19 protein-coding genes are annotated in these 18,667 nt (G+C 72.8%); 14 read left to right on the plus strand and 5 right to left on the minus strand.

Translation table 11 applies throughout. The features are described from left to right. Nucleotides 1-134 precede the first annotated feature (134 nt). A complete protein-coding gene (locus ACFE60_RS05760) occupies nt 135-806 on the plus strand; it encodes a TMEM175 family protein (protein WP_375387891.1) in 672 nt (223 codons plus the stop codon). A 204-nt stretch (nt 807-1,010) separates the two neighbouring features. Here the strand turns inward: ACFE60_RS05760 and ACFE60_RS05765 are convergent, their stop codons facing one another. Further along, nucleotides 1,011-1,220, minus strand: a complete 210-nt coding sequence (locus tag ACFE60_RS05765; protein WP_375387892.1) for a hypothetical protein — start codon at nt 1,218-1,220, stop codon at nt 1,011-1,013. After that, a complete protein-coding gene (locus tag ACFE60_RS05770) occupies nt 1,220-2,521 on the minus strand; it encodes a S1C family serine protease (protein ID WP_375387893.1) in 1,302 nt (433 codons plus the stop codon). The genes ACFE60_RS05765 and ACFE60_RS05770 overlap by 1 nt, the downstream gene beginning before the upstream one ends. A 127-nt stretch (nt 2,522-2,648) precedes the next feature. On the opposite strand from ACFE60_RS05770, the gene ACFE60_RS05775 reads away from it, so the two are divergent. The 6 genes from ACFE60_RS05775 (at nt 2,649) to ACFE60_RS05800 (ending at nt 7,979) form a co-directional block, all read left to right on the plus strand. Then, nucleotides 2,649-3,449, plus strand: a complete 801-nt coding sequence (locus ACFE60_RS05775) for an inositol monophosphatase family protein (protein WP_375387894.1) — start codon at nt 2,649-2,651, stop codon at nt 3,447-3,449. 44 nt (nt 3,450-3,493) lie between these two features. Continuing rightward, the gene (locus tag ACFE60_RS05780; RefSeq protein ID WP_375387895.1) at nt 3,494-3,841 is read left to right on the plus strand and encodes a hypothetical protein; all 348 of its coding nucleotides are present in this window, start codon (nt 3,494-3,496) and stop codon (nt 3,839-3,841) included. Between the two features lie 84 nt (nt 3,842-3,925). Then, complete coding sequence (locus tag ACFE60_RS05785; RefSeq protein WP_375387896.1) at nt 3,926-5,287, plus strand: protein kinase; 1,362 nt, start codon at nt 3,926-3,928, stop codon at nt 5,285-5,287. A gap of 25 nt (nt 5,288-5,312) precedes the next feature. Continuing rightward, a complete protein-coding gene (locus ACFE60_RS05790; protein WP_375387897.1) occupies nt 5,313-6,509 on the plus strand; it encodes an epoxide hydrolase family protein in 1,197 nt (398 codons plus the stop codon). A 4-nt stretch (nt 6,510-6,513) separates the two neighbouring features. Beyond that, on the plus strand, nt 6,514-7,575 hold the full coding sequence (locus ACFE60_RS05795) for an isopenicillin N synthase family dioxygenase (protein ID WP_375387898.1): 1,062 nt from the start codon (nt 6,514-6,516) through the stop codon (nt 7,573-7,575). Between the two features lie 53 nt (nt 7,576-7,628). Continuing rightward, nucleotides 7,629-7,979, plus strand: coding sequence for a hypothetical protein (locus ACFE60_RS05800; protein ID WP_375387899.1), 351 nt, complete (start codon nt 7,629-7,631; stop codon nt 7,977-7,979). Nucleotides 7,980-8,198: 219 nt separating this feature from the next. Here the strand turns inward: ACFE60_RS05800 and ACFE60_RS05805 are convergent, their stop codons facing one another. After that, on the minus strand, nt 8,199-8,663 hold the full coding sequence (locus ACFE60_RS05805; RefSeq protein ID WP_375387900.1) for a VOC family protein: 465 nt from the start codon (nt 8,661-8,663) through the stop codon (nt 8,199-8,201). A 107-nt stretch (nt 8,664-8,770) separates the two neighbouring features. On the opposite strand from ACFE60_RS05805, the gene ACFE60_RS05810 reads away from it, so the two are divergent. Then, the gene (locus tag ACFE60_RS05810) at nt 8,771-9,832 is read left to right on the plus strand and encodes a helix-turn-helix transcriptional regulator (protein WP_375387901.1); all 1,062 of its coding nucleotides are present in this window, start codon (nt 8,771-8,773) and stop codon (nt 9,830-9,832) included. Here the strand turns inward: ACFE60_RS05810 and ACFE60_RS05815 are convergent. Then, entirely contained in the window at nt 9,825-10,385 is a 561-nt protein-coding gene (locus tag ACFE60_RS05815) for a YceI family protein (RefSeq protein WP_375387902.1), read from the minus strand. The genes ACFE60_RS05810 and ACFE60_RS05815 overlap by 8 nt on opposite strands. A gap of 171 nt (nt 10,386-10,556) precedes the next feature. Further along, nucleotides 10,557-12,293: a CocE/NonD family hydrolase gene (locus ACFE60_RS05820; protein ID WP_375387903.1), complete on the minus strand. Its 1,737-nt coding sequence runs from the start codon at nt 12,291-12,293 to the stop codon at nt 10,557-10,559. 233 nt (nt 12,294-12,526) lie between these two features. Between ACFE60_RS05820 and ACFE60_RS05825 the strand changes: the two genes are divergently transcribed. From ACFE60_RS05825 to ACFE60_RS05850, 6 genes are all read left to right on the plus strand, one after another. Next, the gene (locus tag ACFE60_RS05825; protein ID WP_375387904.1) at nt 12,527-13,801 is read left to right on the plus strand and encodes an ABC transporter substrate-binding protein; all 1,275 of its coding nucleotides are present in this window, start codon (nt 12,527-12,529) and stop codon (nt 13,799-13,801) included. Between the two features lie 74 nt (nt 13,802-13,875). Continuing rightward, entirely contained in the window at nt 13,876-14,838 is a 963-nt protein-coding gene (locus ACFE60_RS05830; RefSeq protein WP_375387905.1) for a carbohydrate ABC transporter permease, read from the plus strand. After that, nucleotides 14,835-15,692: a carbohydrate ABC transporter permease gene (locus ACFE60_RS05835; protein ID WP_375387906.1), complete on the plus strand. Its 858-nt coding sequence runs from the start codon at nt 14,835-14,837 to the stop codon at nt 15,690-15,692. The genes ACFE60_RS05830 and ACFE60_RS05835 overlap by 4 nt, the downstream gene beginning before the upstream one ends. Further along, nucleotides 15,689-16,990: a family 1 glycosylhydrolase gene (locus ACFE60_RS05840; RefSeq protein ID WP_375387907.1), complete on the plus strand. Its 1,302-nt coding sequence runs from the start codon at nt 15,689-15,691 to the stop codon at nt 16,988-16,990. The genes ACFE60_RS05835 and ACFE60_RS05840 overlap by 4 nt, the downstream gene beginning before the upstream one ends. After that, nucleotides 16,987-18,513, plus strand: coding sequence for an alpha-N-arabinofuranosidase (locus ACFE60_RS05845; RefSeq protein WP_375387908.1), 1,527 nt, complete (start codon nt 16,987-16,989; stop codon nt 18,511-18,513). Before ACFE60_RS05840 ends, ACFE60_RS05845 begins: the two co-directional genes overlap by 4 nt. A gap of 46 nt (nt 18,514-18,559) precedes the next feature. Then, a partial coding sequence (locus ACFE60_RS05850) for a LacI family DNA-binding transcriptional regulator (RefSeq protein ID WP_375387909.1) occupies nt 18,560-18,667 on the plus strand: 108 nt, incomplete at its 3' end.

The raw sequence follows: 18,667 nt of genomic DNA on the forward strand, positions 1-18,667 counted from the left end.
CGGGTTCTCTGTAACTCAGGATTCAGACTGCTTCGCATTCGGGGGTTCGAATCCCTCACCCGCCACGGCGCAGCGAACGCCCCCTCCGGAGCCCGGAGGGGGCGTTCGCGTCGGCGGTCTGGCAGGATCCGGGCGTGGCACGACGAGCGCAGACCCGTGAGATCGGCCGGATCGAGGCGTTCAGCGATGCGGTCCTCGCGATCGTGCTCACGCTCCTGGTGCTCGAGCTGCTGCCGGAGGGCGCGCGGTCGCCCGAGCAGCTGCTCGACGGCTGGCCCACCTACCTCGCGTTCCTCACCGCGTTCCTCGCGATCGGCATCGTGTGGCTGAACCACAACGAGGCGATCTCGCGGCTGCGCCGGACGGATCCGGTCGTGCTGGTGCTGAACCTGGGCCTGCTGCTCGGCGCCACGCTCGTGCCGTGGCCGACCGCCCTGGTCTCGAGCGCGCTCGAGGAGGGGGACCGCGCCGACCAGGTCGCCGCGATGGTCGTCTTCGCGATCGTGACCGTGGTGATCAGCGTGCCCTGGGCGGCGATGGACCTGTACCTCGCGCGGCACCCCTCGCTGCTGACCGCGCCGGACGACGTCGCCTGGGTGCGCAGGCACGCGCTGACGTCCGCGGGCACCATGCTCGTCGCCGCGGTGAGCGTCGCGCTCGCCTTCGTGTCGCCGCTCGCGTCCCTGCTGCTCTATCTGCCGGTGTTCGCGGTGTTCATCGTCGCGAGGCTGCTCGAGCGCCGCGCGGATGCGGCGCCTCGCGTGCCGGGGACGCAGCAGCGCCCCGGCCGGATCAGTGGGGGCTGATCGCCGGGGCGCTGCTGGTTCGGACTCCACATCCGTCTGGGTAGTCACGAGCCGTGGTGTCCTCGCCGACCGGGGGGTGTCGACTCGAACGTCTGTGCTGCTGACCGTGCCGGATCGGGTTTCCCGGCTCGCAGCCCGGGGGTGGCTGCTTGAGTACGACAGTAGGACAGACAGATCTGTCTGTCCTAGGTCCCACAACGGGGGTCAGCCGGGAAGGACCGCGGTCACGATCCCGCTGGGGTCGGTCTGCAGCGTCACCCGGTCGGGCCGGAACTCCAGGGTGAGCATGACGTCGGGTCCGGCGATCCGGCTGCGGAGGCCCGCCTCGGCCACCTCCTGCTCCGCGGCCCCGGCGGGCAGCCCGACGAGGGCGGCGGCGTGCTCCGCCGCCCAGGCCCTGGTATCGAGCGTCATCAGTCCGCCGGCCCTTCGGTCAGGGTGACCGTCACGGTGCGGCTGTCGCCGGCCGAGTCGGTGTAGGTCACCCGCACGCTGTCGCCTGCGGCGTGCTTCGCGATCGCCGCGGACAGCTCGTCGCCGGAGGAGATCCTCGTGCCGCCGATCGCGGTGATGACGTCGCCGGCGGCGATGTCCGTCCCGGCCGCCGCCGTGCCGCTCAGCACCTGGCCGACGACCGCGCCGCTCGTCGCATCGGTGTCGGCGGAGATCGCCACGCCCAGGAAGGCCGGCAGGCCGATCGTGATCTCCGAGGTGTCGTCGCCGGCCACGATCTGGCTCGCGATCGACATCGCGGTCCCGATCGGGATGGCGTACCCGGTGATGTCCGAGGTGCCGGAGGACGCGGCCGTCGTGACGCCGATGACATCGCCGCTCGAGTTCTCCACGGCGCCGCCGGAGTCGCCGGACACGACGTCGGCGTCGACCTCGATGAGCCCGTCCAGCGTCTCGCCCGCCGCGCTGCCCTCGCTGGAGGTGGTGATCGTCTGGTCGAGCGCGCTGACGGTGCCCTCCGCGGCGCTCAGGGTGCCGGTGCCGTTCGCGTTGCCGACCGCGGTGACCGCGTCGCCGACGGCCGCGGCCGAGGTCGCGAGGTCGGCCGTGGTGAGCCCCGACGCGTTCTCGAGCTGCAGCACCGCGACGTCCTTCGTCGCGTTCGTGCCGACGACCTTCGCCGTGTACGACTTCCCGGTCGACACGTCGGTCACCTGGATCGCGGTCGCGCCGTCGATCACGTGGTTGTTCGTGAGGATGCGACCGCCCGACGTGAGGACGATGCCGGTGCCGGCCGCCTCGCCGTCCTCGTAGCCGAGCTGGGAGACGATCGTCACGAGGCCGGCGATCTGCTCGCTCGACGCGGTGGTCGCATCCGTGGCGGCCGATGAGCCGGTGCCCGATGTCCCCTGACCGCCCGAACCGAATCCGCCCTGCGAGCCGAACCCGTTCTGCGACCCGAAGCCGCCCGAGCCCTGCCCGGTGCCGGTGCCGGTGCCGCCCTGCTGGGTGCCCGTGCCGCCGTCGATGCTGGTGGTGGTCGTGCCGCGGGCCAGGGCGAGGGAGGCGGCCGCGCCGCCGCCGGCGCCCGCGGTGAAGATCACGGCCGCGGCGATGCCCAGCGCGGCGAACCGGCGGTGCTTGCGGCGGGTGCGGTCCGCCTCCGCGTCCGCGTCGACGGCGGGCTCCGCGGTCGCGGTCGACGGGGCGGGGAGGTCGTCGGGCTCGACGTCGAAGGGCTGCTGGTCGTTCACGGTGCTCATGGAACGCCCCTCGCCGAAGAGCGGGATGTGCGCTCGGCAAGCGGATCACCCGAGGTGCCTTGGTGGATCCTATGAACGCCGGGACGCGACAGGCCGACCGTGCAGCCCGGTCCGGCAGGCTGGGGCCGTGCCAGGGAACGAGCTGCTCGAGATCGCCAGGTCCGTCGCGGAGGAGGCGGGCGCGCTCGCTGCGCGACTGCGGCGGGAGGGGGTCGAGGTCGCCGCGACCAAGTCGTCGCCGATCGACATCGTCACCGCGGCCGATCGGGCGACCGAGGAGCTGATCCGGCGGCGGCTCGCCGAGCTGCGGCCGCAGGACGGGTTCCTCGGCGAGGAGTCCGGCGCCGGGTCCGGCACGAGCGGCCTGACCTGGGTCGTCGACCCGATCGACGGCACCGTCAACTACCTCTACGACCTGCCGAACTGGTCGGTCTCCATCGCGGTCGTCGAGGGCGATCCCGATCCCGTCACCTGGACCGCGCTCGCCGGTGCCGTGCACGCGCCCGCCCTCGGGGAGCTGTTCACCGCCTCCGTCGGCGGAGGCGCGTACGTCGGCGACCGGCGCCTGCACGTGCGCGACGCGGTGCCGCTGGACCGCGCGCTCGTCGCGACCGGGTTCCACTACACGGCGGCGATCCGGACGAACCAGGCCGTCGTCGCGCAGCCGCTGCTCGGCCGGGTGCGCGACCTGCGTCGGGCCGGCGGCGCGGCGATCGACCTCGCGTACGTCGCGGCCGGCCGCATCGACGCCTACTTCGAGCAGGGCCTGAACCCCTGGGACCAGGCGGCGGGCGCCCTCCTGGTGCAGGAGGCGGGCGGGATCGTGCAGGGCATCGACGGCGGCGCGCCGACCCATCGGATGACGATCGCCGGGCAGGCGGACGTGGTCGCCGCGCTGCGCGCGACGCTGGTCGAGCTGGGCGCCTGAGAGCACGGAGCCCGGTCCAAGGCGCTGCCCGTACCGTTCCGCGGATGAGGCAGAGGGAACCGGATCCGATCGAGTCGCCGCCGAGCGTCGACCCGAGCGAGCGGCTGGACACCGACTATCCCCCGGCGCGCCCCACGACACCGCTTCGCGGCGCCGCGGGACCCCGGCGCGCCGGTGGGCCCGCCCCGTCGAGCGAGCGCGAGACGGAGGAGCTGCAGGACGACCAGGCCGGCAGCCCGGTGTTCGACGACCCGGACATCGACCGCAGCGCCGTGAAGCTGCTGCCCGGCACCGGCGACTACACCGACGACGGCGACGTGGAGGTGGACCCGAGCGACATCCACCTGCCGCACCTGCCTCCCGGGCGGACGGACGCCCGCCCGCCCGAGTGACCGGCCGCGCGGCGCCGAGCGGCGTCGGCGCCGTGTGACACGATCCCGGAGGCCGGTATAGCGGACCGTGGAGGAGCGCGAAGGATGTCGAACCCCGCTCCGCAGCTGGTCGCGGGGCGCTACCGGATCGGGGAGGTCATCGGCCGGGGAGGTCGGGCCACCGTGTTCGCGGCGCAGGACCTGCTGCTCGGCAGGAAGGTCGCGCTGAAGGTCTTCACCGCCACCGCGACGACCGCGGAGGAGGTCAAGCTGCAGGAGGCGGAGGCCCGCCTCGTCGCCGGGCTCGACCACTTCGCGCTGACGACCCTGTTCGACGCCGGGGTCGACCAGACCGACCCCGAGGAGCCCCGCATCTTCCTGGTGATGGAACGGGTCGCCGGCCACGACCTGCGGCAGCGGCTGCGCGACGGGCCGCTGTCGGCCGGGCAGGTCGCGACCCTCGGCTCCGACCTCGCCCAGGGCCTCGAGTCCGTGCACGACCATGGCTTCCTGCACCGCGACATCAAGCCCGCGAACGTGCTGCTCGCCCGGAAGGGGCCGTCGTCGCGGATCCGCGGCAAGCTGGCCGACTTCGGGATCTCGACCATCATCGGCGCGACCGGCGACGCGGAGTACACGACCGGCACGGCGGCCTACCTCAGCCCGGAGCAGGTGCGCGGCGTCGACCCGACCCCCGCCTCCGACATCTACGCGCTCGGGCTGGTGCTGCTGGAGGCGCTGACCGGCGCGGTCGCGTTCCCCGGCGCGCCGGAGGCGTCGATGCTCGCCCGCCTCGGCGCGGACCCGGTGGTGCCCGACTCGGTGCCGGTCGCGCTGGCCCGGGTGCTCGTCGCGATGACGGCGCAGGACCCCGCCGCGCGGCCCTCCGCTGGCGAGACGGCGATCGCGCTGCAGGACGCGTTCGTCGCCGGCCTGGTGACCTCGCGACGGGTGGAGCCCGGCATGCTCGCCGACGCGGAGGGGGAGCGACTCGCCGCGGTCCGCAGCCTGAGCGTGCTCGACAGCCCGGCGGACGAGGCGGTCGACCGCATCGCGCGGATCACCCGGCGCAGCCTCGGCGTGCCCGTCGCGCTGGTGTCCATCGTCGACGGCGACCGGGAGTGGTTCCTGTCGCACGAGGGCGTCGAGGTCGCGCAGGTGCCGCGCAACGCGTCCTTCGCCTCCGACACCGTCGCCACCGGCGAGGGGTGGGCCGCGGAGGACGTCTCCACCGACCCGCGCGCGGACGCGCACCCGGTGCTGGCGGCCGACCCCGGGCTGCGCGCCTACGCCGCCGAGCCGCTCACCACGTTCGACGGGCACACGATCGGCGTGCTCTCGGTCCTCGATCGGCGGGTCCGCGAGTTCTCCGCGGAGGAGCGCGCCGAGCTGGCCGACCTGGCTGCCGTCGCGATGCGGGAGCTCGATCTGCGCGTGCTGAGCAAGCGGGCCCTGTTCGACCGCTGACGGCGGTGATCCGTACCGTGGGGCCATGACCGGGAGCGCGCTGCGGATCGAGCCGTTCGCGGAGACCACCCCCGCCGACGCGATCGACGACCTGCGAAGGCGCCTCCGCGCGACGCGCTGGTTCGACGCGCCGCAGGGGGACGGCTGGTCGCTCGGCGTGGATCTCACGACGCTCCAGGCGCTCGCCGCGTACTGGGCGGACGGCTTCGACTGGCTGGCGCAGGAGGCGGCGCTCGCGCTGCTGCCGCGGTTCCGCGCCGACCTGGGCGGGACCGCGGTGCATCTGGTGCACGCCCGTGCCGCGCAGCCGGCGCCGGCGCTGCTGCTCGCCCACGGCTGGCCCGACTCGTTCTGGCGCTACTCGAAGGTGATCCCGCTGCTCGTTGACCCGGGCGCCCACGGCGCCGATCCCGCCGACGCGTTCGACGTCGTCGTGCCGGACATGCCCGGCTACGGGTACTCGGGCACCCCCGAGGGGCCGCCGCTCTCCGCCATCGACGTCGCGGGCCTGTGGGCGCACCTCATGACGGGCCTCGGTCACGACCGCTTCCTCGCGGCCGGCGGGGACATCGGCAGCCACGTCGCGCGGTACCTCGCGCTCGACTTCCCGGACCGCGTCGTCGCGGTGCACCGCACCGACGGCGGTCTGCCGCCCGGGACCCTGGATGCCGCCGACCTCAGCGAGCCGGAGCGGCGGTGGCTGCAGGAGACGGCGCGGTGGAGCGCGACCGAGGGTGCGTACGCGGCGATGCACCGCACGAAGCCGCAGACCGCGGCCGCCGGCCTCGTCGACTCGCCCGTCGGGCTGCTCGCCTGGATCGTCGAGAAGCTGCGGTCGTGGAGCGACTGCGGCGGCGACCTCGCGTCCGTCTACACGCAGGACGAGATCCTCACCCTTGTATCGATGTACTGGTTCACCGGCACGATCGGGTCCTCGATGCGGATGTACGCGGCCAACGGCGCCATCTCGCCCGAGCAGCTGCTGCGCCGGGTCGAGGTGCCGTCGGGCTTCTCGCTCCACCCGGGCGACATCCTGCGGCCGCCGCGCGAGTGGCTCGCGCGGTCCACGAACCTCGTGTCGCTGACCGAACCCGTCCGGGGCGGGCACTTCGCCGCGTTCGAGGACCCGCAGGGGTACGCGGAGGAGCTGCGGCGCTTCTTCCGCCCGTACCGCGACGCCGCGCTCGGTGCGGACGCCGGAAACATGCGGGTGGCAGGCTGACGGCATGCCCGAGCCGTCCCCGTTCGCCGTACCGGTCGTCGACATCGCCGCGTACCGCGATCCCGCCGCGTCCCGGGAGGACCGCCTCCGGGTCGCGCGGCGCCTGGACGACGCCGCGCGCACCGTCGCCTTCCTGCAGATCGTGGGGCACGGCATCTCCGCCGAGGCGTGGAGCGGGCTCGGGGGCGTGATCGACGACTTCTTCGGACTGCCGCTCGACGTGAAGCAGCGCTACGTCGCCCCGAAGGGCGTGAACCGGGGCTACACCGCACCGAAGTCGGAGCGGCTGAGCCTGAGCCTCGGCGTCGAGAAGGCCGAGCGGATGAACGACTTCTTCGAGGCCTTCAACGTGGGCGTCGACGCGCACCGCTACCCGGCGCTCGACCTCGACCGCACCGCGTACGCGCCGAACCGCTGGCCCGACGAGGTCGCCGGGTTCGAGCCGCGGGTCACCGCATGGATGCGCGAGGCCGACGCGGTGGCGCACCTGCTGCTCGCCGTGTTCGCCGACGCGCTCTCCCTCCCGGCCGGGTGGTTCGACGGCTTCACGGACCACTCGCTGAACGTGCTGCGGATGAACAACTACGCGCTGCCCGACGGCGAGCGGATCGACCTCGACGGCGACCTGATCGGGATGGGGGAGCACACCGACTTCGGCATCGTCACGCTGCTCTGGGCCGACGACGTGCGGGGGCTGCAGGTGCTCGCGCAGGACGGCTCCTGGCACGACGTCTCGCCGCTGCCCGGGGCGCTGCTGATCAACTTCGGCGACCTGATGGCGCGCTGGACGAACGAGCGGTGGAGGTCGACGCTGCACCGGGTCAAGCCCCCGATCGTGGACGGCACGATCCGCCGTCGCCGGTCGGCCGCGTTCTTCCTCGACGGCAACCACGACGCGGTCATCGCTTCGCTGCCCGGCGTCGTCGCAGAGGGGGAGGCGCCGCTGTACCCGCCGATCACGGTCGCGGAGCACATCGACGCGAAGCTGCGCGGCTCCCGCGGCCTCGAGGTCAACACCGCTGGCACCGAGCGCGAGGCCGACCGGGTCGCGGCGGCGCGCGGCTGAACGCCTTCCGGGCGCTCTTCCCCGGGAAGTGCCGGCCGCGCCAGAATCCCCCTGTGCTCGCTCGACTGTTCCTGGCCCTCGCCGCGGCCTGGGACCTGTTCGCCGCGGCCGCGCTGCTCCTGCTGCCGGTCGGCCGGGCCGGCGTCGGGACGCGGATCCCCACCTCCCGTGCCCGCGGCTTCGGCGGGGTGGTGCTCGCGTTCGCGCTGCTCTACGCCGCGGGCGTCTTCCGCCCAGCCCGCCCGCTGCTGATCGTGAGCGCCGCCGCCAAGACGGTCGGCGCGACGAGCGGGGTCGTCGGCGCGATCCGGCGGCAGCGCGACATCGTCACCGCGGTGTCGCTCGTCGACGCGGCCTGGGTACCGGGCTTCGTCGCGCTCGCCTTCGGTCGCACCCGGCGCTGAGGCCGCCGGCCCGACCCTCAGTCCTCAGCCCGGCGGGCCGCCCGAGTCCTTCAGCAGGAAGAACTCACTTCGGCAGGAAGAACCGGGCGAGTTCTTCCTGCCGAAGGTGATGGCTCCTGCGATCGTGCTCGGTTTTTCCTGCTGAAGTGCTCGCGGGCGCGGGAGGGGCGCTGACGCCGCTCGCGCGCGGCCGGCCGCAGCGCCGGTGCGGCTCGCCGTCTAGCCCTGCGCCTGGCGGGGATCGACGACGCTGATGCTCCACGTCACGCCGAAGCGGTCCGTGAGCATGCCGAAGCCGGCGGACCACGCCGATGCGGCCAGCGGCTCGACGACGGTCGCGCCGTCCAGCAGCGCGTCCCACCAGCCGGTGGCCTCCTCCAACGAGGCGCCGCTCAGCGCCAGGAAGAACGGCTGGTCGGTGATCGTGGTGCCGTGCTCGCGCCGCGTCGAGCCGGGGATCGGGCCCGTCGCCCCTCCCGGCACGTCGTAGGCCATCACGGTGAAGCCGTCCCTCGCGACCACCTGGCCGAAGACGACCTTGTCCGTGTCGGGCAGACCGGCCGGCATCCCGAAGTCGCCGTACGTGCGCACGACGGCCTCGCCGCCGAACGCGGCGGCGTAGAAGTCGAGCGCCGCGCGGGCCTCGCCGGTCAGGTTGAGGTGGGGGACGGGGGTGGCGGACATGGGATCTCCTTCGACGGACGGTCTGCCCGGTGTCGTCCGGGCCATGGGAACCACCTTCTCGGGTGATGCGGACAGGGAACGTCCGCATCTTCGCGCAGGATGTCGTCGTGCCCGTGGCGTCCTCCCCGTCGACCTCGAAGCGGCTGCTCGCGCTGCTGTCGCTGCTGCAGTCCCGGCGCGACTGGCCGGCGCACCTGCTCGCGACGCGGCTCGAGGTCAGCGAGCGCACCGTCCGGCGGGACGTCGACCGGCTGCGGCAGCTCGACTACGCGATCGACGCGACCCGCGGGCCGGACGGCGGCTACCGGCTGGGCGCCGGCGCCAGCCTGCCGCCGCTGCTGCTCGACGACGAGCAGGCTGTCGCGATCGGGATCGCTCTCCGGGTGGCGGGAGCGCTCGGCGCGGGGCTGGAGGAGGCGGCCGAGCGCGCGCTCGCCACCATCACCCGCACCCTGCCGAGCCGCCTGGCAGCCCGCATCGAGGCGCTGGAGCCCGCGGCGGCGGGCACCGACCGCACGCGGCGGGACGACGCGGACCCCGCCGTCCTCCTCCGGATCGGCGAGGCCATCCGCGCCGGGGAGGAGCTGCGGTTCGACTACGTCTCGCCGATCGCCCCGGTCGACCCGTCCTCGCCGCCGCCGGTGCGGCGGACCGAGCCGCATCACCTCCTGCTTCGCGGCGGCAGGTGGTACCTGATCGGGTACGCCGCGGACCGCGACGACTGGCGCGTCTACCGCGTGGACCGCATCGCGCCGCGCACGCACCGGGGCCGCCGGTTCGCACGCCGAGCCGTGCCCGGCGGCGACCCCGCGCGCTACCTGGCGGCCCGCTTCACGGGTTCGACCGACGGGGACACCTGGCCGTGCTGGGGCGAGGCCGTCCTGGCCGCGCCGATCGCTGGCGTCGCGCCGTACGTCGCCGACGGCACCGCGGAGGCGGTGGACGACGAGCGCTCCCGGGTCGGGCTCGGCGCCTGGTCCTGGGCGGCGCTCGCCGCGGCCTTCGCGCGGTTCGACGCCGACGTCTCCGAGGTCGAGCCGCCGCAGCTGGTCGAGGCCTTCGGCGAACTCGCCCGGCGAGCGGCGGCCGCGCTGCCGCACGACGACGAGGGGGCCGGGCCGGCGTCGCCGCCGGCCCGGCCCCCTCGGGCTGCCGCTCGACTCAGCTGAGCACGAACTGCAGGTCGAAGGTGATGGTCACGGTGTCGCCGAGCGTCATGCCGCCGGCCTCCACGGCCGCGTTCCAGCTGACGCCGAAGTCGTGGCGGTCGATCTTCGTCGTGGCCTCGACGCCGGCCTTGGTCTGGCCGTAGCCGTCGACCGTGATGCCGCCGAACTCGCCCGTGAGCGAGACCGGCTTGGTGACGCCGCGCAAGGTCAGGTTTCCGTCGAGCACGAACGTGCCGTCCGCCTCCGCGTGGAGGGCCGTCGAGACGAACGTCATCTGCGGGTGCTGGTCCGCGGCGAAGAAGTCGCTGGTGCGCAGGTGGCCGTCGCGCTGCGCCTGCTTCGTGTTGACCGACGCGATCTCGATCGTGGCCTCGACCGTGGCGTCGGCCGGGTTCTCCGGCGCGACGACGGTGACGTCGAACTGCTCGAAGACGCCCTTCACCTTGCTGATCGCGAGGTGGCGCACGGAGAACGCGATCTCCGAGTGGGTGGGGTCCAGCCGCCAGGTGCCGGCCCGGTAGCCGGCGACGTGCTCTGCGGTGATGGTGGGCATGGTCGTTCCTTCGATCGAGGTGGCGCAGCACGTCCGATCGCCCGGTGCACGGGCGGGGGAGCGGCGCGAGCGGTGGTCGCTGCGAGGACTGTACCGATAGTTGAAGTGTCAATCAAATTGCCGGCGGCCTGTTCACTGCAGGCGGAACCGGTCGACTCGGGCTGGCTCGCGTCAGGACCGCACGGGCAGCTGCAGGTAGGAGGCGTGCTCGCCGCCGGTGTGGACGACGTGCGTGCCGGCGTTCGCACCGACGTACTCGCGGATGCCGGGCATGAGGGTGCCGAGCAGGTTGCGGGAGCTGACGACGAAGCGCAGCTGCTCGCCGGCCCGGAACGCGAGCCCGACCGGCAGCAGCTCGATGTCGATCTCGACGACCTCGCCCTCGCCCAGCCGCTCGACGCGATCGAAGGCGTGCACCGGGACGTCATCGGTGGAGCGCTCGGGGTCCAGGTGCCGGGCGGAGACGCGCAGCCGCCCGTCGGAGCCCTTGTACCGCAGGATCGACGCGCCGTGGTCGGTGAGGTCGTGCACCATCGCGCTGCGGTTGGGCACGGTGAACGCCTGCAGCGGGGTGCCGGACCGGTCGAGCTTCTGCAGGAGCACGAACAGGTCCATGTCGTCGGCGCCGCGGACCTCGACCCGGAGGTGCGCCTTCGGGTAGCCGACCAGCTCGGTGTCCTGCTCGAAGGTCGTGATGAAGGACACCGCGTCCGAGCCGGACCCGACCGCGTACGCGGCGGGGACCTCCTCCGACGGCGCGGTCGCGGTCAGCGTCCGGGCGCGCCCGTCGAGGTAGTACCTCGTCGGGACGACGTCGCTCGGGGGGAAGGCGTCGGCGGGCAGGCCCACCCGGTCGCCGCCCTGCAGGTCGAGGACGGCGTAGCGGACCCGGGGCGTCCGCTCCCACCCGTTGTCGACGCCCTTCAGGTAGTGGTCGAAGAAGCGGCGGAGGTCCTCGACGTTGGCCTCGTCGTAGTAGTCGGGCCACTCCTGCGTGCTGTGGATCCGCAGCCACTTCTCCTCCGAGGCGATCCGCCGCCAGCCCCGGAACGTGCCGGCGGTGTGCAGGGTGTTGGAGTAGCTCGCGACGACGTATGCCGGAACGGTGATGTTCTCGAGATCCGCGGCCTTGTCGGCCCAGAGCCCGTCCATCAGCGGATGGGCCGCGACCTCCCCGACCACGTCCTCCTTGCGGTTCCCACCGAAGAAGCTGCCGTCCTGCAGCTGCTGCGCGAACCCGGTGTCGGGCATGCCGCCGCGCCTCACGAGGTCGCGGTAGACGTCGCTGACCCCCTCCCACGGGTTGATCGCGACGAGGTGCGGCGGCTGCTCGGCCGCGGTGAACCACTGCGACGCGGCGAGGTAGGAGGTGCCGGACATGCCGACCCTGCCGTCGCACCACGCCTGCTCGGCGAGCCACTCGATCAGGTCGAAGCAGTCGCGACCCTCCTGCCGGTCCCAGAGCACGCTGTCGCCCTCGGAGTCGACGACGCCGCGGACGTCGGGGTTGCAGATCGCGTAGCCCCGCGCGCACCAGTACGCCGGGTCGGGGCCCTCGAACTTCTCGAGGCCGGACACGGTCGAGTTCGGCAGGCCGACCAGCCCGAAGATCCCCATCACGCTCGCGGAGGTGCCCTGGCCCTTGCCGTACGGACTCCAGGCGACGATGACCGGGACCGGCTTGGTCGTCGCGGGCCGGAACACGTCGACGTGGATGGTCGTGCCGTCGCGCAGCCGCACCGCCACGTCCTTGTCGAGCACGACGTCCACGGGCAGGGCCTTGAACTGCGGCGCGATCCGGAAGCCGGCCTCCAGCGTGCGGGTGCCGGGCTCGAACGCGGTGAGGATCCCGGTCCTCGCGGGCGGCAGCGGGTTGGACGGCACGTACCGCCTCCGGTCGTCGCTCATCCCGGGTTCCCTTCGTCCGGACGGCCGCCGCCGACGCGCCGCTCCCCGTGCGAGCGTAGGAGGCGCGCGACGGGCGCCCGGACGAGGACGAGCGCCACGCGCATGCTCGGCCTTCGACCGTGTCCCTGGTTCAACGTTGTACTCGAGTGGTGAACCGTGGTACAACGTTGAACGCACGCGGAGCCCCGACGTGCGACCGACATCGACGTCGACCACGAAAGGCCCTGATCCCAATGAAGCGAACAGTCGCGAGCGTCGCACTGCTCGGTGCCGCAGCGCTCGTCCTGACCGGCTGCGCCGGCGGCGGGTCCGCCGGCGGCCCCGGCTCCGCCTCCGGCCCGGTCACCCTGACCTTCTGGCACGGCTACACGGCCGACGACGGCAAGAAGCTGAACCAGATCATCGACGAGTTCAACGAGTCGCAGAAGCAGGTGACCGTCAAGTACCAGGTGAAGACCTGGCAGGTCATCGGCGACTCGCTGCTGCCCGCGCTGGCCGCGAAGAAGGCGCCGCAGCTGATCGCCCTGCCCGCCGAGCAGCTGCCCGTCTACGCCGGCAAGGGCGCGTTCGCCGACCTGTCCGGCTACTACGCCGGCAGCGCCGCCGCGAAGACCATCAAGCCCGAGACGGTGGCGATGGAGGAGGTCGGCGGCAAGCAGTACGGCGTGCCCACCGGCTTCGTGCCGCTGTCGGTCATCTACAACAAGAAGCTGTTCAAGGCGGCGGGCATCGATACGTTCCCGACCACCTGGGACGAGTGGCTCGCCGACGCGAAGAAGCTCACGATCGACAAGAACGGCGACGGCACGCCGGAGCAGTACGGGCTCGCGCTGCCGGACCACGCCACGGTCGGCAACGGCGTCTGGGCCAGCCTCTTCTACGGCAACGGCGGCGCGATCGCCATCGGGACGACCGCGCAGCTGGACTCGCCCGCCAACGTGCAGACGCTCACCTACTGGGCCGATGCGGTGCGCAAGGACAAGATCTCGCCCACCGGGCTGGACGGCATCAAGTCGGACAACCTCTTCGCGTCCGGCAAGGCCGCGATGGAGGTCGGCGGACCCTGGATGACGTTCGTCGCCGCCGACAACAAGATCGACTCCGGCGTCGCCGCGATCCCGGCCGGTCCGAAGGGGGCTGCGGCCTCGGCGATCGGCGTCTCGATGGGCGTCAGCTCGCAGGCGACCGACGCCGAGAAGAAGGGCGCCGAGCAGTTCTTCGACTACTTCTACTCGAAGAAGGTCGCGGCGCAGTGGTCGCTCGGCTCCGGCTGGCCTCCGCTGACGACGAACGTGGCGGCGTCCGACGTCGCGTCCAACCCGCTCGTCGCCTCCCTCACCGACATCGCCGCCAAGGGCACGAAGCCGCTGCTCCCCGGTGTGATCAAGAGCTCCGACGCCCTGGCCGCGGTCGACGAGGCGACGCAGAAGGCGCTCGCCGGGCAGGATCCCGCCACGGTGCTGAAGGCGAGCCAGCCGGTGCTGCAGGAGGCCCTGTCCGCGAAGTGACCCGTGCGGTGGAGGCCGGCCCGGCCGGCCTCCACCAGCGGACCCGCTCGACCCGGACCCAGGAAGGAAGCGCCGTGAGCGCACCATCGACCATGGCCAAGCGCCCCCCGCGCACGTACCGCGCGCCCAGACCGCTCGGCGGCCGCGGCAGGATCAGCCCCCGCGCCCGCCGAACGACGGCCGCGATCTGCTTCCTGCTGCCCGCGCTGGTCGTCCTCGGCACGTTCGTCGGCTACCCGATGCTCGCCGCGCTCCGCACCTCCTTCTTCGAGGCCAGCGGGTTCGGGCCGGAGCAGTGGGTCGGGCTCGGCAACTACGTCGAGGTCTTCACCGACGCCACGCTGCTGAAGGCGATGGCGAACACCGCGCTCTACGCCGTGCTGTTCACCCCGATCGCGATCGCCGTCTCCCTCGCGGTCGCGCTGCTCGTGAACGACCCCCGCCTGCCGTTCCGCGGCCTGCTGCGATCGGCGCTCTTCTTCCCCTTCATCGTCTCGATGGCCGTCGCGGCGTTCGCCTGGGGCTACCTGATCGACCCGCAGGTCGGCCTGCTCAACTCCTGGCTGCGCGGCATCGGCATCCGGCTCGGGGACGTGCTGAACGACCCCGCCCTCGCCATGCCCACCGTGGTCCTGGTCGCCGTCTGGAAGAGCTTCGGCTTCTACATGGTGGTGTTCGTCGCCGGCCTGCAGGACATCCCGGCCTCGCTGTACGAGGCGGCGCGGATGGACGGCGCCGGCCCCCTCCGGCGGCTCACCGGCGTGACCCTGCCGCTGCTGAACAACACCATGACCTTCGTCGTGATCTTCGCGCTGATCGCGGCCCTGCAGGCGTTCGACCAGATCTACGTGCTCACGCAGGGCGGCCCGTTCCACGCGACGGACACCGTCGTGACGCAGATCTACGACCTGGGCTTCAAGGAGCTCGATCTGGGCACCGCGTCCGCGCTCTCCTACGTGCTGCTGATCGCCACGCTGGTGCTCAGCCTGATCCAGTTCTTCGCCGGCAGCCGCCGTGAGCAGGAGCTGGGCTCGTGACCGCGCTCGCCGGTATCCGCCCCGACCGGTCGCGCCGGCGCCGGCCGTCGACCTGGGTGCTGCTGGCCGTCGCGGTCGTGATCGCCGCGATCGTGCTGCTGCCGGTCGTGATCATCGTGGCGACGGCGTTCAAGCCGCTCGCGGAGGTGAACGCCTACCCGCCGACCCTGCTGCCGGCGACCTGGACGCTCGACAACTTCGCGAAGATCTTCACGCAGCTGCCGTTCGGGCGGCTGATCCTGAACAGCTTCGTCTTCGCGGGCGGGGTGACCGCCTGCGCGCTCGTGTTCGACTCGCTCGCCGCCTACGCCCTGGCCCGCATCGACTTCACCGGGAACCGCCTGCTGCTGATCCTGATCATCGCGAGCCTGATGATCCCGTTCCAGGCGACGCTGGTCCCGATCTACCAGCTGGTCGGGGACCTCGGCTGGGTCAACACCTTCGCGGCGCTCATCGTCCCGCGCGCCGCGGACGCGTTCGGGATCTTCTTCCTGCGGCAGTTCTTCCTGGCGCTGCCGCGCGACCTCGACAACGCAGCCCGCATCGACGGCGCCTCGGAGTGGCGGATCTTCAGCAGCGTGGTGCTGCCGAACGCCGTGCCGGCGCTGCTCACCCTCGGCGTGTTCACGTTCGTGAACAACTGGAACGACCTGCTGTGGCCCCTCGTCTTCACGAACGAGCAGGACATGGCGACCATCACCTCCGGCCTCACCCTGCTGACCGGACCGAGCGGCATCGTCCCCTACGGCGTGCTGATGGCCGGGTCCGTCATCGCCCTGGCGCCGCTCGCGGTGCTGTTCCTGATCGTGCAGCGCCGCTTCGTCACGAGCGTCGCCAGCACCGGACTGAAATGAGCGGAGCACGCATGCGCTGGCACGAGGACGGCGCCTTCCACTTCGCGCTGGGCATCGAGGACACCTTCGTGCCCCAGGCCGCGCCGGGGGAACGGCCGATCGACGAGTACGAGCTGACCGAGCACTACGCGCGCTGGCAGGAGGACCTCGACCTCGTGCAGGACGCGGGCGCGGACCTGCTGCGGTGGGGGGTCCCCTGGTACCGCGTGAACCCCGCGCCCGGCGTCTTCGACTGGACCTGGGTCGACCAGGTGATCGACCGGCTCACCGTGCTCGGCATCGAGCCCGTCGTCGACCTGCTGCACTACGGCACGCCGCTGTGGCTGGCCGGCGAGTTCGCCTCGCGGGACTTCCCCGACCGGTTCGCGACGTACGCCGTGGCGTTCGCCGAGCGGTACGGCGACGCGGTGACCAGCTACACGCCGGTCAACGAGCCGATGATCCACGCGCAGTTCGCGGGCGAGTACGCCTACTGGCCGCCGTACCGCTCCGGCCAGCAGGGGCTGTGCACGATCGCCGCCGCCGTGTCGCTGGCCGCGTCGCGCGCCCAGCGGGGCATCCGGTCGGTGATCGGCGATCGGGCGACCTTCGTCCACGTCGACGCCGGGTTCCGCTACGTCGGCGCGATCGACGCGCCCGAGCACCGGGACCGCGTGCGGCGGATGCAGCACCAGCGGTTCCTGGCCGAGGACCTGCTGACGGGTCGGGTCGTCGGCGACCACCCGCTGCTGCCCGACCTGCTCGCCGCCGGCGTGCCGGAGGCGCACCTGGCCGAGCTCGCCGCCTCCCCGACGCTGCCCGACGTGATGGGCGTCAACTACTACCCGCTGCACTCGACCGAGGTCTTCGAGGCGGGGGTGCGCCACGGCGGCGGGTTCGCGGACCCGCGGCCGACCCGCGACGACGGCGTCGCCGGCCTGATCGACGTGCTGAACGCGTACGAGGACCGCTACGACGTGCCGGTGATGCTCACCGAGACCTGCGTGACCGCCTCCCCGGAGCGGCGGATCGCCTGGCTCGACGCCTCGGTCGGCGCCCTGCTCGCCGAGCGCGCCGCGGGCCGCCGCATCGTCGGCACCACCTGGTGGCCGCTGTTCGACATGTACGAGTGGACCTGGCGGCACTCCACCGCGCCGCGCGAGGCGCACCGCCTGACGATGGGTCTGTACGACCTCGCGGAGACGCCCGCCGGGCTCGCGCGGGTGGAGAACCCCCTGGCGGACCGCTTCCGCGCCCTCGCGCTGCGGCACGGCGCTGCGCGCCCCCTCCCGGCCGACGTCACGGAGCAGCAGGCATGACCGACGCGCACCTCGTCCTCGACCCGTCCGCTCCCGTCGGTCCGGTGCAGCCCGAGCTGTTCGGCTCGTTCGTCGAGCACCTCGGGCGCTGCGTCTACGACGGCATCTACGAGCCCGAGCATCCCAGCGCCGACGAGCACGGGTTCCGGACCGACGTGATGGCGCTCGTGCGCGAGCTGGGCGTCACGACCGTCCGCTACCCCGGCGGCAACTTCGTGTCCGGGTTCCAGTGGGAGGACAGCGTCGGCCCCGTCGCCGAGCGGCCGCGCCGCCTGGACCTGGCGTGGCACTCGACCGAGACCAACGAGGTCGGGCTGCACGAGTTCGCCGACTGGCTCGACGGGGTCGGCAGCGAGCTGATGCTCGCGGTGAACCTCGGCACCCGGGGCGTCCGCGAGGCGCTCGACCTGCTGGAGTACGCCAACGTCCCCGCCTCCGTCAGGACCGCGCTGACGGAGCGCCGCCGTGCGAACGGGCGCACCGACCCGTTCGGGGTCCGGATCTGGTGCCTCGGCAACGAGATGGACGGCCCGTGGCAGCTCGGTCACCGCAGCGCGGACGACTACGGGAAGCTCGCCGCCGAGACCGCCAGGGCGATGCGGCAGCTCGACCCGGACGTGCGCCTGGTCGTCTGCGGCAGCTCCAGCTCGTCCATGCCGACCTTCGGCGACTGGGAGCGGACCGTCCTCACGCACACCTACGACCTCGTCGACCTCATCTCCTGCCACGCCTACTGGCAGGAGCGCGACGGCGACCTGACCGGGTTCCTCGCCTCCGCCGTGGACATGGACCGGATGATCGAGGCCGTCGTCGCCACCGCGGACGCCGTCGGCGCCGCCCTGCGGAACCCGAAGCGGATCCAGATCTCCTTCGACGAGTGGAACGTCTGGTACAACGACCGGTTCGAGCAGGTGGACAGGATCGAGGGCATCGGCACCTGGCCGGTGGGCCCGCGGCTGCTCGAGGACGTCTACACGGTCGCCGACGCCGTGGTCGTCGGCAGCCTCCTCATCTCGCTGCTGAACCACGCCGACCGGGTCACCGCGGCGAGCCTCGCCCAGCTGGTCAACGTGATCGCCCCGATCATGACCGAGCCGGGCGGTCCGGCGTGGCGGCAGACGACCTTCTTCCCCTTCGCGGAGACGAGCCGGCTCGGCCGGGGGACCGCGCTCCGCGTCGCCGTGACGGCCGACTCGGTGCCGACGGCGCCGTACGGACCGGTGCCGCTGATCACCGCGGCCGCCACACGCAGCGGCACCTCGACGACCCTGTTCGTCGTGAACCGCGGGCAGGACGGCGACCAGCAGGTGACCGTCGACCTCGGGCGCCTCCCGCCGCAGCGGGTGGTCGCCGCCCGCACGCTGCACGACGCGGACCCCTACGCCGCCAACACCCTGAGCGACCGCGAGCGCGTCGCGCTGCAGGACAACCCGACGGCGACGCTCAGCGGGAGCACCCTGCGGATCGCGCTGCCGGCGGTGTCGTGGACGGTCGTCGAACTCGACGACCGGGCCGGCGAGTGACCAGACTGAGCGGGCCGGCTCGGCACCGGCGGGCGGAGGGAGGTCGATGACGATCACCATCCACGACGTCGCCTCCGCCGCAGGCGTGTCGATCAAGACCGTGTCGAACGTCGTCCGCGGGCAGGGCAACTTCAGCGAGAGCACGCGGATCCGG

The sequence above is a fragment of the uncultured Amnibacterium sp. genome, assembly GCF_964245895.1.
GTDB lineage: Bacteria > Actinomycetota > Actinomycetes > Actinomycetales > Microbacteriaceae > Amnibacterium.